Consider the following 13,581-nt stretch of genomic DNA (forward strand, 5'->3'; position numbering starts at 1 on the left):
CCACTCCGGGCACCTCTCCTTGTTCCCGGCTGCCGCGGTCTCCCTCGGTGCCGTGCACGTGTTCCATGGTGGCAGAGCACTCTGACGCGGTTCTGACGCGGCTCTGACGTGCTGCTGAATCGGCGGTCCGGCACAGGCGGCCCCTCCCGCGCCGGGGCATGTTGCGTTCGGACGGTGTCCCCCTCGGAGCTTCGTCCCCACCTGTTTCTGCCCGGTCGAGCCACCGCGCCGGGAGGCCCGTCGAACGCCAACCTGCCACCGCGAGTGCCCGTATCGGTGGGATGACCGATGTGCGGAGGGCGGGGGCGTGGCCATAGTCCTCGGGAGAGTGTTCGTGGGTGGCCGTGGTGCACCCGGCTTTCGAAAGGACCTTCTGTGGAACCGTATGCGGATCTGGTGTTTCTCGGCGGACGGGTGGTCACGGTCGATGCGGAGTTCTCCGTCGCCTCGGCCCTGGCGGTGACCGGAGGGATCATCAGCGCCGTCGGGGGGCGAGACGACATCTCGCCGTTCGTCGGCCCCAGCACCCGGGTCGTAGATCTACGAGGGGCGACGGTGCTTCCCGGTATCAACGACTCCCATCTGCACGGATGTGCCTTCGGCATGGCGACACCACCGCTCTCCCTCGACCTCGGCCATCCCATCGTGTCCTCCCTCGCGGACCTGGCCGAGGCCCTGCGCGCGGCCATCCAGAGGGTTCCCGTCGGGCAGTGGATCACGGGGCACGGCTGGGACGCCGGCTACCTCGACGAGTGCGTCCTCGACCCCTCACGGCAACCCTCGCGGCACGACCTCGACGGCGTGAGCCCGGACCACCCCGTCGTCCTGTACTCCTTCTCCGGCCACGCCACCTGGGTCAACTCCAAGGCACTGGAGCTCATCGGGATCGACCGGCACACCGTCGCGCCGCCCGGCGGGGCCATCGTCGTGGACGAAACCGGGGAGCCGACCGGGCTGCTCCACGAAGGGGCCCAGGCCCTCGTCCAGAACGCGCTGCCGCCGCTCAGCCGACAGGAGCGGACCGACGCGATCAGGTCGACGCTGGCCACGCTCGCCCGGCTAGGCGTGACCAGCTACACCGAGCCCGGCCTCGGCCCCGGTGGCGACGGCATCATGCGGGGCGCGCTCGGCACGCAGACCCTCGACGTCTACCGCCGACTGCTGGCCGACGGCGAACTGACCGCTCGCGTCGGCGTCCTGCTCCTGCCCACCGGAATGGCGAGCACCGCCGAGGAGTTCGCCCGCACCCTCACCACCCTCGGCGAGCTGGGTGACACCGATCCGCGCCGCCTCGCGATCCACGGAGTCAAGATCTTCGCCGACGGCATCGTCCCCAACAAGACCGCCTGGATGCACGAACCGTACGTCGGCGGCGGCTGCGGCTCCCTGTGCGTCGGCGGCGAGAGCGACGCCGAGCGGATCGCCGAGATCGAAGCCATGATCCGGCGTGCCCACGCCCTCGGGCACCAACTGGGCGTCCACGTCACCGGCGATCGCGCCATCGACACCGTCGCGGACGCCTTCTCCGCTGCCATGGCCGAGCACCCGCGGCCCGACGCCCGCCACTACGTCATCCACGGCGACTTCCTCACCGCGCACAGCATGAAGGTGCTCGCCGCGCACGGCTTCGGCGTCAACATGAACCCCACCATCAAGTGGACCGTCGCCGACATGGAGGAGGAGTTCGTCGGCGCCGAACGGGCCGCGTACGCATGGCCGTACCGTGATGCCATCGACGCCGGCGTGCGGGTCGCCAGCGGGTCCGACGCTCCGGTCACGTACCCGGACTGGCGCCAGGGCGTCGCCACGATGATGCTGCGCGAGTCGAAGGCCGGCGGCCGGGTCAGCGGCCCCGAGCAGCGCATCGGCCTGGCCGAGGCGATCCGTACGTACACGATCGACGCGGCCTGGCAGGACTTCGCCGACGACTGGAAGGGCTCCCTGGAACCGGGCAAGGTCGCCGATCTCTGCGTGCTCGACGGGGACCTGCTCGCCGCAGCCCCCCACGACATCCCGGAGATCCCCGTCGTGCTCACCGTCGTGGACGGTCAGGTCGTGCACGACACCCTTCGTGATTGACGCATTCCGGACACATGATCATCCTTGGGGGGTGGCAGAGGAGCGGAGCACGGCGGACATCCTGGACGCGGCCATCCACGTCCGTGAGGCCGCCAGGACCGCCACGAGCGGCGCGGCCGGCGTCGACACGGTACTTTCGGCGCTCTCGGAGGTGATGGAGTACGACCACGCTTCCCTGGCCCGGTGGGATCCGCTGCGCCGGCGCCACACCACCCTGGCGGGGAGCTACCCGGACGACGCCACGGCCTATATCGAGACCCGCCTCCATCACGACCCGGTGTTCCCCGTGCTCCGCAGCCCGGCCCGAGGCGGTCTCTGGCTCAGGGACGTCCCCTGGCAGCTCTTGGCGGCATCCCCGGGCTTCCAGGATGGTTGCGTCCCCTCGGCGTGCAGGACAACGTGGCCCAGTGCCTGTTCGCCACCGACGGCCGGTACGTCGGCATGCTGAATATCAGCACGTGCCGGCCGCGGTGCACGCCCGATCCGGCGCGCGCAGTGATCACCCTGCTCACCGAGGCCCTCACCGCGGCCGTCGACCCCCGAGCACGGCCACGGCCATGGCCCATGGAGGCCGCCGCGGCCGACCCCGCCGTGGACGCGCGGCGCCCGGCGGCGCGGGGGCCTGGCGGACTCTCACCCCGAGAGCTCCAAGTGCTGGCCGAACTGACCGCAGGGCGCACCAACCGGGAGATCGCCGAGCGGCTGCACATCACACCGCGCACCGTGGGGACCCACATCGAGCACATCCTCGCCAAGCTCGACCTGCCCAACCGCGCGGCCGCCGCTGCCCGAGCCGCCACCTGGGGACTGGAACCCTCCCAGTGACGCGCCTCCGCCGGCGTGGAAGGTGCCCAGTGTTCGGCAGCGGTGCAGTGAGCCTGGTGGGCGTGGCTGTACGTAGGGCCAGCCCCACCTCGTGCCCGGAGGCTCGCCGGAGTGCCGGAGACCAGCCGTTCATGATCCGCTGTTCGCACATGAACCGTGCGAAAGAAGGCGGATAGTTGAAGGCTCGGATCGGATACGTTGCGTGGGTCGCAGGTGTCACGCAGTTCTTCGTGGCCCACGGGATCGTCGAGTCGGCTTGGAACAGGCCGTACAGTTGGGCTAGGAACAACATCAGCGACTTGGGCAACGCTCACTGCGCCATGCAGTCGGAACCTGAACAACGCTATGTCTGCTCGCCCGAACACGGCCTGATGAACGCCTCGTTCGTCACTGTGGGAACACTCTTGATCGTCGGAGTCGTCTTCGCCGGGGCTCTGTGGCGCACAGGCGCGACCGCGATGGTGGCCCGGTGCCTGCTGGCCTGCGCCGGACTGGGCTTCGTACTGGCCGGGCTGGCACCTTCGGACGTCCACGAAAACCAGCATGTTCTGGGTGCGCTGCTCATCATGGCCATGGGCAACATCGGCCTTGTGCTGACGGGAGTCGGTCTGGCGGACGATGTGCCGGGTCCGCTGCGCTGGGCGAGCAGCCTGCTCGGGGCGACGGCGATCACGGCCTTCGGGCTCTTTCTCTCCGGCCGCTATCTTGGACTCGGGATGGGTGGCATGGAGCGGGTAGCGGTGTTTCCCCTGTTGGTGTGGGCGCTGTCCATCGGTGTCCACGGCTTGTTCCACCGTGCGAATCGCATGCAGGATGCGCTGCCGAGAGGACATGCCGCGCGGGTTGCCGGGAACTGATGAGGCTTCTGGCGGTCGACTCGTTCCGGCAGGCATCACGTCCTGGCCGACGCCGGGGGCATCAATCCGGCTCGTATCGCGAGGCCTGAGGTCTTCCCATGCCTCGCCCCCTGCCCCTCTTCACCCCCCGCCACGCCCAACGCCCTGGTGAGGGCCTCTACGCAATCGTGAGCACGATCTTGCCTTGGATGTGCCCTCGGGCGGCGCGTTCGTGCGCTGCTCGGGCTTCCGCGAGCGGGAACGTGCTGTCTATCGCGACGCAAACCGTGCCCGCATCCAGCAGACGTCCCAGTTCAGCGAGCTGAGCGCCGTTCGAGCGGACCTGGGTGCCCGAGACCGTGACGCCCAGTTTCGCGGTCTCTTCAGCGTCGTACTCAGCGAAGAACACGGGGTACAGCGCGCCACCGCGCTTGAGGGTGCGCAGGAAGCGACTGCTGTCACGGCCACCGACCGTGTCGAGAACGAGGTCCGCATTGTGCACGAGTTCCTCGGGACGACTCGTGGTGTAGTCGATGAACCGGTCGGCGCCGAGCCCGCGCAGGAACGATGCGTGCGCGCCCGATGCCACCGCGATGACATGTGCGCCCTTCCATTTCGCCAGCTGTAGTGCGAAGTGCCCTACGCCGCCCGCGGCGCCGTTGATGAGTACCGTCGTGTTGGTGTCGAGTGCCATCGGGCGATGCTGCGCAGCCTGGAAGGGCGACGGGTGATCGTGCCCGAGCTCGATCAGGAACTGCCACGCTGTCAGCCCGGCCATCGGTGCTCCGGCGGCGTGTACGTGATCGATGCCGGCCGGCTTGCGTGCGAGGTCCGACGCGGGCGCGGCCACGTACTCGGCATACGCGCTGCCATCGAAGCTGGGAAAGCGAAGGAGACCGAAGACTTCGTCACCGACGGAGAAACCGTCCACATCCTCAGCGACAGCCTCGACAACGCCCGACACGTCCGTCCCCGGAATCACTGGCAAGGTGAACCTCGGCCTCGTCTCAGGGGGCAGGTTGGTCAGCCCGTCGCGCAGGTACCAGTCCGGAGGATTGACGCCGACCGCATGGACGCGAACCAGCACCTCACCCGGCCTCGGCTCGGGAGTGGGCACCTCGTCGTAACGCAGCACCTCAGGGCCGCCGTGCTCGTGGACCCGGATCGCCTTCATCGTTCGTGTCGGCATTGTTTCCCCTGTCCGCGCACTGGGATACGCTGATCGGATCAGTGATCCGCTTATCCGGACCACTGATCCGAATATATGGATCACTGATCCGGATAGTCAAGAGGGGCAGATGCGGGCCGACGCCAGGAAGAACCGTGACCACCTACTCGCAGTTGCGGGTGCCGTCATCACCGAGCAGGGCGTCGACGCATCCCTGCGTGACATCGCACGCAGGGCCGACGTGGGGCTCGCGACGCTGCTCCGTCACTTCCCGACGCGCGAGGCGCTGCTCGATGCCTTGCTCCGCACGAGCTTCGACGGGCTGACGGCAAGGGCAGGTGAACTCGAAATGTCGAGCTCACCCACAGATGCTCTCGTTTCGTGGGTGCGCGACTGCGTCGCGTGCGCACATGAGTACCGGGGTGTTGTGGCGCTCATGACGGCCGCCATCGAGGACAGCGAATCCGCACTCCATGCTTCGTGTGTCACCATGCGCGCGGCTGGCACGCGGCTCCTCACCCGTGCTCAGGCTGCTGGCGCAGCGCGGACCGACATCGATGGCACCGATCTGTTTGCGCTGATAGCGGCGCTCGCGTGGCTAGGCGATCAACCCTCGCTCGCGCCACGCGCCGATCACCTCTTCGACGTTGTCGCAAGCGCGATCTTGACGAGCGAAGGGAGCGGCGACGCCAAGACGGAACACCGCTCTCGGGCCCGCAGCTGAAATCGTCGCGCGCGGACCAGCGAACCCGGCCGCGCGCTCGGCAAGGAGCGGTTCGAAGGCGAGTGCGTCAAAGCGGACAAGGGTACCGGCATCGGGCCGCGCGCTGCCCGGGAGCGGACGGCGACCGGCGCGAAGCGGCTGACGAAGGCGGCGGCGTGCAAGCTGACCAGCGCCCCGGTCGGCTCCTGGCACTCAGTCCTCTTCGCCGTCGTCGCCCTGGTCCAGCTCGGACGCGTCCGGATCGCCCAACGGGCGCAGGACGCCAGCCGCGCCAAAAGGGGTCCAACGGCCGGCCGTGGCAGCGTTCTGGCTTCCCGGTCACGCAAGCGCGGGGTCCTCAGCCACGTCCGGAGCCGGCCGACAGGAGCAGCTACGTCCCGTGCGCGGTGGGCCCGTTGGGAGGTTTCCGCCGCCTCAGCGGCGGCGCAGTGCCGGCGGCTGTTCGTCGCCGAGCGGGACGGCAGGGTTGCTGGCGCTGTCCGCGCGTCACTGCTGCACGACAGCAGCGTCGGGGGCCGGGCCGAGGCCACCCCTCATGTCCATCCAGACCACCGGGGCCACGGCGTCGGGCACGCCCTGGCGGCCGCGGCCGAGAAGCACCTCGCCGCAGTGGGGGCGACCCACGTCTATGCCTGGACCAACGACGAACCCGGCACACACCCCTTCGCGGAGCGCCACGGCTACCGTCGTAGCCGCGCGGGCCGCGTCCTCCGGCTCGACCTGACGGCAGCCGCCCCACCGCTCCTCCCGCTGCCGACCGGCGTCCGGCTGCACACTGGCAGGGACCTGGACGCTGATCCGCAGTCGCTGTACGTGGTGGAAACCGAGGCTGGCGCCGACGAACCGAGCGACGGCCCGGCCGACGCCACGACCTACGAGGACTGGCTGCGGCGTACCTGGGAACGCCCCTTCACGGACCTGGACCTGACGTCGGTGGTGAGCCTCGACGGCGAGGTGGTCTCCTTCACTCTGGCCGCGACCGACGGCCGGGGCCGCCATGTGTCGGCCATGCCCGGCACCCGTCGCGCCTTCCGCGGCCGGGGTCTGGCCCGGCTGGCCAAGACCGCCTCGCTCCACCGTGCCCGCGACGCCGACTGCACCGACGCCTTCACTGGCAATGACGCGGCAAATGCCCCGATGCTGGCCATCAGCCAGGCATTCGGCTACCGGCCGTTCTCCAACGAATGGCGGTACGTACACGAGCTGGGGCGGGGCTCGCACGGCGAAGCGTGTTGCAGGAGGCCGTAGTTGGGCATTTGCCTTGTATGTGTGGGTGTTGAGGGCTGGGGGAGACGTTCACGGGGTTGTGGCTGAAGCAGTTCGAGCGGTTGCTGAGGATGGTGCGGGGGCGGGGTGACGAGGGGTCGCGCATCGGGTGGCCATGGTGTCTGCCGCTTGCTGACCGGGTGCTGCTGCTGGCTGTCTACGACCGGACGAACCTCACCATGCGGCAGCCGGCACCGCTCTTCGGGGTCTCGCCGGCCACGGTGTGCAGGGTCATCCAGCGGTTGCGGCCCCTTCTCGCACTCGAGCCCGCCGCCCGCCCGGCCGATACCCGGGCCGGATGTGGATCGTGGGCGGCAGGCTCATCGCGGTCGGTGACCGGTGTGTGGCCGCTCCGGCCGAAGCCACGGTTCTCGGCGAATGTGCAGGTCGTCGTGGCGTTGATGGCCCACCTGATCACAGTTCGTGAGCCGTCTGGAAGGGCCGAGTTCGGCGGGCAGTTTTGGTCCTTTCCGCGCGATGGCGTCCAGCATTCAGCAGTGGTCGGCCACCGACGACCGCTCGATCGCTTGGATTTTCCAAGTGGTCCGGCTACGCTGCCACTCCATGATCACAGCGGCAGGGGCGACGGATGTGGGGGCTCCACGGACCCGGGCCTGCGCTCCGGGCAATCTGCGACCGAATCGTCACCCGAGAGACGCCAACGCATGAATGCGCCACTACCGCCGCCTGGAGCGGAACGGACTGACGGCTCATCCGTCCAGATCGGCGCTCTCGTTCCGCTGACTCGGCCTGGCTGGGTCGAAGCAGGCCAACACCTGCTCGCTGGACTCGAGCTGGCCGTTCGCGACGTCAATGACGTCGGCGGAATCTTCGGAAGACCACTCGAGCTGGTGGTCCGAGACACCGCGGCTGATCCGCAGAGGGCCGCGGCGGCCGTGGACGAACTGGCCAGCCTGGGAGTGGCTGCCTTGGCGGGGGAGTATCACAGTGTCGTAGCTCGTGCCGCTGCCGCCAGGGCCGACGCCCTCGGCCTGCCGTTCCTCTGCTCCTCAGCGGTTCTCGACGCGCTCACCGAACAGCCGACGGAATGGGTCGCGCGCCTCGCCCCGGCGCAGTCCCACGGCTGGCAGACCTTCGCCGACTTCCTCCTCGGCGCGGGTCACAGTCGAATCGCCGTAGCAACCGAACCGAGTGCCTACTGGGCATCCGGGGCCCGCATTCTGCGGGACTACCTGGCTCCGCGCGGCGGCACCGTCATTGAATTCGACATGCGCGCGATCGCCCCCACAGCCTTGAGCGACGAACTCGTCGACAACCGCGCGACGGCCCTCCTTCTCCTGGTCGGCCACCCGGAGCCGGCAGTGTCGATCGTCAAGTCCGTCCGCGGCGACGAGCGTCTTGCCGAGATCATGGTCGGTGCTCCGGCCGGACAGCCGGAGTTCGCCGAATGGGCGACGTTGCTGGGCGACGACAGCGCCGCGATCCCGTTCTTGCGCTACCTGCCCGAGCGTCTCAGCCCGCTCGGTGCACGAGTCGAGACGGTCCTCCGTGAACAGCTTGCCGTAGCGCCCTCCTTCGTCGCCTTCGAGGGCTACGACACGATCGCCGTCCTCGCCGATGTGCTGCGTTCTCAGGGCGCGGACCGGGCGCGCATGGCCGAATCCTGGCCGTGTGTTGCAGTCGAAGGCACCCGCGGGCCGATCCAGTTCTCCCGCACGCCAGGCATCGGTGTCTGGCAATGGGCTTGGCCGCCCGTCCAAGTCGTGGAACGGGACCCGGCGCAACCCGATCGCTTTCGGATCCTTCACGCCGGCTGAGAGGCTGATGATCCTGGCTCAACCGCTCACACAGCGCTCGCCGGCGTCCCCCACGAGCTGATTCGCTGGACCCTTCCGCCGCAGCGAGCACAGTGCCTGCCTGCCTCGCCGGCTTGGAGCACGAGTACGTCTCCGCCACCGACGGCGACGGGAAGCCCGAGGTTCGCGCCTGAGGTCTCCGAGCGGGATCGGACGAAGCTGAACCGGATCGCCCTCCGCAAGGCCCGCCCGGTGAAGCCTGCGGCCCGCTCCGATGCGAGTCGGAAACAGACGCTGCGGCCGTAGCCGGTATCGGCCACGATCAAAGGCACGGACAGGCCCTGTGGGGGCCTGACGGTCCAGCAGTACCAGTAGCGGCCGGGCCGGGAGGCGTGCCCGGCCCCGTCAGGGCTCCCGGCCCGCCGGTGCCTGTGTGGATCACTCGCCCATTCCTCGCGCAGGCAGCGGATCCCTCGGCGACAGGTTCACGAACTGCTGCAGCGGCTGCACGTTCCCGTCCGGCAGCCGCTCGGGCATCGACTGGATCGACTCTCGGCGGCCGTCCAGCATCAGACCCCGCAGATCACACTCGCCTCACCGCTGCCTGTCGCGCCGCGGCACCGAAGCGAACACATCGGCAACGAAATCTGACAACTCACCCCGGGGTCTTTCCGCATCCCCTCCCTCCAACCTCAGACCGGAGCCGTGTTCGGCTCGGCGGACAAAACAAGGGACGATGTCGGCGAGCTTTCTTGTGCCCGCCGGTTCGGGCGTTCGCTACCTCCGTCGTGCTGCCGAGCCGGCTGCCGCGCCTTCCCACGCCCGCGTGAACAGCACGGGCAGCGGGGCGGAGGGCACCGCAGCCAAGTGTGACGTCGACCGGTGCTCCCTGGCCAGCGGCAGCAGACCGAGCTTCGACGCCTCGATCGGGAGGCGAGGCGGCTTCCGCTCCTGCCAGGCGCCCGGCAGGAAGAGGGAGCGACCCGCTCGCGGCCGGACGGCCCGCACCACTCGGCCCGACGCGCCCAGCTCTGCCTCCGCTTCCTTGAAGCGGCTGGGCTTCCAGCCGGTCCACGCCTTGACGTTGCGGTCCGACGGGTCCGGCAGTGCCAGCAGCATCAGGTAGAGCGACGCGGCATCCTCACCCAGCCCGAAGGTCCTGGCGCAGTCCTCGACGAGATGCGGCACGGAACGCGCGGGGTCCTGTTCCCAGCCCTGGGGCCGCTCGCCGTCGGTGACCAGGTGCTCCCCGAGCGCGGCGAAGTCGTCGCTCAGCAGCAGCCGCAGGTCCGCGAGGGCGGGCAGCCCGGACGGGCTCGGAAGCCACTGAGAGGGCAGTACGGAGTCGAGGTAGGTGTCCAGGGCGTCCAGCAGCGGATCATCGGGGCCCTTGAGCGCGGCAGGGTCCACCCGCAGATGACGCATGTCGAAGGCAGCGTCGGCCACCTCCGTGACCGCCGGATGAGCGGTGAGCGCCTCGGTGGAAGGAGGCGGACCCATCAGGTAGTTGCTCTGCAGAGAGAAGAGCGTCAGCGGGCCGGGGACCGCGGCCCGCTCCTCGCACAGCCGGGATATCGCCGCGCCGACCGCAGGGCGCAACGGGTCGCCGGCCGGGGTGCGGTAGGCGAGCCAGGCGGCGATCCTCGGCAGGTCCAGCAGGTGCGGTTCGCCCACCAGGCCCGCGCGGTGGGAAGCCAGGCAGTCCGCCCCGGTGGCGAGCCGGCCGAGGAGCGCGGGCAGCCGCAGATGGGGCCACCAGTGCGGGTTGCCCCGGAGCAGCTCCCGGGGGAGGGCCGCCTCACCCTTGGGCGGCAATATCTCCTTGGTGGCGAGGGGCAGCGTCGCGGTGGGTACGGGCAGAGGGCTGCCGAGCTCCTCCAGCCACCACTCGGCGGCCCGGTCCACATCGGGGCCTGTGGCCCACAGCTGCTCGGGATCGTCGGGAAGGAGCTTGTCGTAGAGAGTCGTGAAGAACCGGGGGCCGAGCGCGTCGGTCAGTGCGGCGACCGCCTGTTCCGCCTCCGAGCGCCGGACCTTCCAGGGCTCCAGGTCGGCGGAGTAGTGGCCGGAGAGGTAGTCGTCCTCCTCGTCCAACTGGTGCGGGGCGCAAGGGACGTGTGCGGTCAGCAGCGCGGTGGCCTCCGCCGGGGAGAGGCCCAGCCGCTCCGCGAAGGCTGCGGAGAGCTCCGGGCGGGCCGGTGCCGGGCCGTGCTCGCGGTACAGCTCGGCGAAGCGCGTGAACCAGCCGCCGGGACGCACCGGCTTCAGCACATGTGCACGCGTGACCTTCACGCCAGCGGCAGCCAGTGGGCCGTCCTCGGGAAAGTCCCCGTCCGGGGAGTACTCCCACAGGGTCCGCCGCGGTTTTCTGCCTCCACTGGCCAGGACGAAGGCGACGGACGTGTCCGTCCGGAAGACATTCCCGGGATGCGGAGCGTTGATGTCGGTACGGTCCTCGGGAACCTCGCAGTGGACGATCCGCCAGTGGCCCGGCTCAGCGGTGACGAAGGGATGGGCGGCGTACATCATCAGCGACCGGGCCGCCGAGCCGTCCGCCCTCGACGAGACGGCGCACAGGGCGAGAGCCGCGGCACACGCGTGCGTTCTCCGGAACCGGCCGTCGCGGGGTACGCGGTCGAACGTGGCGGTGGCCTGCGCCAGATCGCCTTCCCAAACGGCGGTGCCGTGCCTCGCGAGCGCCATCATCTGACGGCTCACCTGGTCCTCCGGCTCCTCCGGCCCCGTGACGGAGGCCGGCGGCACATCACCCTCGACGGGGGTGAGTCGGCGGACCAGCCGCTCCAGTCCCGCGCGGCAGTTGACAGCCATGACCAGGGAGCGGGCGGCCTGGCTGTGTATCGGCTCGCCCAATTGCGGCAACGCCTCCAGGATCGGTCCGCGATTGGGCCCCCGGACCCCCTCCCGCTCGACGTAGTAGGGCTGGAGCCTCCCCAGCAACTCCTCCACCTGAGCACGCGAGACGGTGTCGGGCAGCTCCGCCATCAGCAGCGGAACGACGTCCACCGCCGCGAACTCCGCAGCCGCTTCGGCGTCCTTGAGTAGGAGGTCCACCACCACGCCCGCGTGTACGAGCCGGCCGAGCAGCAGGACCAGTTCCCCGAAGTCGACCCCCGCGCGCAGCTTCGCCCGCTCGCGGCCGAACCAGGCCCGGATCTCCTCGTGCCCGAGCGGATTGTCGAACAGCTGGGGGATCCGGTCCCAGCCCTTGGTCTCGTGCGGCTGGTACCAGCTGTTGGACGCCAGGTCCTCGGTGGTCATCTCCAGGTCGGCGCGCACTCGTGCCCGCAGCTCCCGGGCGAAGCGCTCGTCCGCCAGCACATGCTCCAGCTTCGGTCGGTGGCTGAACTGGATGTGGTACAGCTGCGACGGGCCGAGGAGCTCCGGAGGGTCGGCGACCGGGGCTCCGTGCCCCAGAAGCAGGTCGATCAGGTCGAGAGGCGTCGTGCCGTCGAAGCGGTCGCCGATGCGCCGATAACGGAACTCCACGGGCACACCGTCGGCGGCCAGCTTCGGCGCGATCCGCTCGGCGATCTCGTACATGACGGGCCAGATACCGTTCCTGTCGCTGTTCGACCGGACGCACGCGGACAGCCAGGCGGCGGCCTCGCCGACGGGCAGCCCTGGCACCTCGCCGCTGAGCAGCGCCAGCGCACCGGTGCGCTCCAGCAGGTCCCGCCACACCTTGGAACTGTCGCCGAAACGGCGAGGACGCAGCTTCTGCACTTGGCGGGCGGCCTCCGGAGCGTGGCTGCCCAGCAGGTCCAGGGCCGGGCCCTTGAGGCAGTCGGTCCAGAACTTGTCGTCGGACAGCGAGACACCGCCGACCGCGAACATCTCCCCGAGCAGCGTGGCCAGTTCCCTCTCGGGTTCGAGGCCGGCGGCCTTGGCGAGCTTGCGCACATCGGCGGCCAGCTGCGGGTACACCTCGTACGATGCCTGGACGCGGCGGATCACCACCTGGCGGAAGCGCGACAGGTCCGCCTCGGTCGCCTCTCCCTTGACGGCCAGCTCGCGAGCCCAGGCCCGCAGGGCCGTGGTGGAGAGGGCCTTGCCCTCGGCGTACATGAGGTACCGGCCGAGCAGCCACTCCTTGTCGACTTTGTGCGCCTGCACCCGCTCGGCGGTGCGGGCCCGCCCGAACCAGGCGGCGGCTGCCGCATGATCGCCCTGCCGCAGGGCGAGGTCGGCCATCTCGTCGAGGAGCGTGATCAGCAGCGCGGGGGCCGACTCCTCCAGGCTCTGGAGGACGCTGTCGATGTCCGTCTTGTAGACGAAACTCCACTGGTTCGTGCGTTCCTGCAGGAGCAGGAGCTTCTCGGTCGCCAGCTCCTCGAAGCCGGGGTGGGCGGCGATGACCCGCTCGGGGAAGGGAAGCGCGCCGTCGGAGAGGTCCGGTATGCCGGTGGAGAAGCAGCCGTCCGGCTCCCAGTGCTGCACGCGCATCAAGCGGTCGCGGTACGGGAGGAGCTGCTCGGGAAGTACCTGGGTCAGCGTGCGACCGTCGAACCCGACATACGTACGGGCCCACAGGCCGCCGTCCCCCAACTCGTCGGTGAGCTCGACGGACTCGGCTTCCAGAGCCTCCCGCCACAGCGGGTCCGCGTCGGCCAGGGTGCGCGGGACGCGCAGCCCGCCCGACGCCCACTCACCCGCCTGCAGGCGGCACGCCTCACGGTGCTTCCGCAGATGTGTCCGCGCGCCGAGCAGTTCTACGAGCCCCGGAGCACCCGCGAGCGGATCGGGAAACTTCTTGAGCCTTCGCCCCTGCGGATTGCGGTAGACGACCTCCAGGTCATCCGTCAGTTCCGCGGTGTACCCGCCCTTTTCCACACGCTTGCCCATGCGCCGGCCTTCCCCCGTAGTGCTGGTGGTTCGATGATCACACGCTACGTGGTGCCACTGACA

The 13,581-nt window shown here is 69.7% G+C and carries 8 protein-coding genes and 2 pseudogenes; 7 read left to right on the forward strand and 3 right to left on the reverse strand.

The window, feature by feature from the left end:
- Positions 1-375: 375 nt before the first annotated feature.
- From ABZ937_RS08750 to ABZ937_RS08760, 3 genes are all read left to right on the forward strand, one after another.
- A complete protein-coding gene (locus ABZ937_RS08750) occupies positions 376-2,079 on the forward strand; it encodes an amidohydrolase (protein ID WP_361687645.1) in 1,704 nt (567 codons plus the stop codon).
- A gap of 387 nt (positions 2,080-2,466) precedes the next feature.
- Positions 2,467-2,904, forward strand: coding sequence for a LuxR C-terminal-related transcriptional regulator (locus ABZ937_RS08755; RefSeq protein ID WP_361687648.1), 438 nt, complete (start codon positions 2,467-2,469; stop codon positions 2,902-2,904).
- A 176-nt stretch (positions 2,905-3,080) separates the two neighbouring features.
- Positions 3,081-3,761 (forward strand): DUF998 domain-containing protein, encoded by a 681-nt coding sequence (locus tag ABZ937_RS08760; protein WP_361687651.1) that lies wholly within the window; start codon positions 3,081-3,083, stop codon positions 3,759-3,761.
- A 157-nt stretch (positions 3,762-3,918) separates the two neighbouring features.
- Here ABZ937_RS08760 and ABZ937_RS08765 read toward each other — a convergent pair whose 3' ends face one another.
- A complete protein-coding gene (locus tag ABZ937_RS08765) occupies positions 3,919-4,929 on the reverse strand; it encodes an NADP-dependent oxidoreductase (RefSeq protein ID WP_361687654.1) in 1,011 nt (336 codons plus the stop codon).
- 109 nt (positions 4,930-5,038) lie between these two features.
- Here ABZ937_RS08765 and ABZ937_RS08770 point away from each other — a divergent pair, with 109 nt between their 5' ends.
- The 4 genes and pseudogenes from ABZ937_RS08770 (at position 5,039) to ABZ937_RS08785 (ending at position 8,676) form a co-directional block, all read left to right on the forward strand.
- The gene (locus tag ABZ937_RS08770; RefSeq protein WP_361687657.1) at positions 5,039-5,632 is read left to right on the forward strand and encodes a TetR family transcriptional regulator; all 594 of its coding nucleotides are present in this window, start codon (positions 5,039-5,041) and stop codon (positions 5,630-5,632) included.
- A gap of 306 nt (positions 5,633-5,938) precedes the next feature.
- On the forward strand, positions 5,939-6,880 hold the full coding sequence (locus ABZ937_RS08775) for a GNAT family N-acetyltransferase (RefSeq protein ID WP_361687769.1): 942 nt from the start codon (positions 5,939-5,941) through the stop codon (positions 6,878-6,880).
- Positions 6,881-6,915: 35 nt separating this feature from the next.
- Positions 6,916-7,293: pseudogene (locus ABZ937_RS08780) on the forward strand (transposase family protein); the annotation flags it as partial.
- Between the two features lie 270 nt (positions 7,294-7,563).
- Positions 7,564-8,676: an ABC transporter substrate-binding protein gene (locus tag ABZ937_RS08785; RefSeq protein WP_361687772.1), complete on the forward strand. Its 1,113-nt coding sequence runs from the start codon at positions 7,564-7,566 to the stop codon at positions 8,674-8,676.
- Positions 8,677-9,108: 432 nt separating this feature from the next.
- On the opposite strand, the pseudogene ABZ937_RS08790 reads toward ABZ937_RS08785, so the two are convergent.
- Positions 9,109-9,345: pseudogene (locus ABZ937_RS08790) on the reverse strand (transposase); the annotation flags it as partial.
- An 87-nt stretch (positions 9,346-9,432) separates the two neighbouring features.
- Complete coding sequence (locus ABZ937_RS08795) at positions 9,433-13,518, reverse strand: hypothetical protein (protein WP_361687660.1); 4,086 nt, start codon at positions 13,516-13,518, stop codon at positions 9,433-9,435.
- Between the last annotated feature and the right edge of the window lie 63 nt (positions 13,519-13,581).

This window comes from Streptomyces sp. NPDC046727 (assembly GCF_040645635.1).
Taxonomy (GTDB): Bacteria; Actinomycetota; Actinomycetes; order Streptomycetales; family Streptomycetaceae; genus Streptomyces.

Bases quoted from the DNA above. Each gene is read 5' to 3' on its own strand.
- ABZ937_RS08765 (WP_361687654.1), bottom strand. From the start codon at position 4,929: ATGCCGACACGAACGATGAAGGCGATCCGGGTCCACGAGCACGGCGGC.
- ABZ937_RS08770 (WP_361687657.1), top strand. From the start codon at position 5,039: ATGCGGGCCGACGCCAGGAAGAACCGTGACCACCTACTCGCAGTTGCG.
- ABZ937_RS08785 (WP_361687772.1), top strand. From the start codon at position 7,564: ATGAATGCGCCACTACCGCCGCCTGGAGCGGAACGGACTGACGGCTCA.
- ABZ937_RS08795 (WP_361687660.1), bottom strand. From the start codon at position 13,518: ATGGGCAAGCGTGTGGAAAAGGGCGGGTACACCGCGGAACTGACGGAT.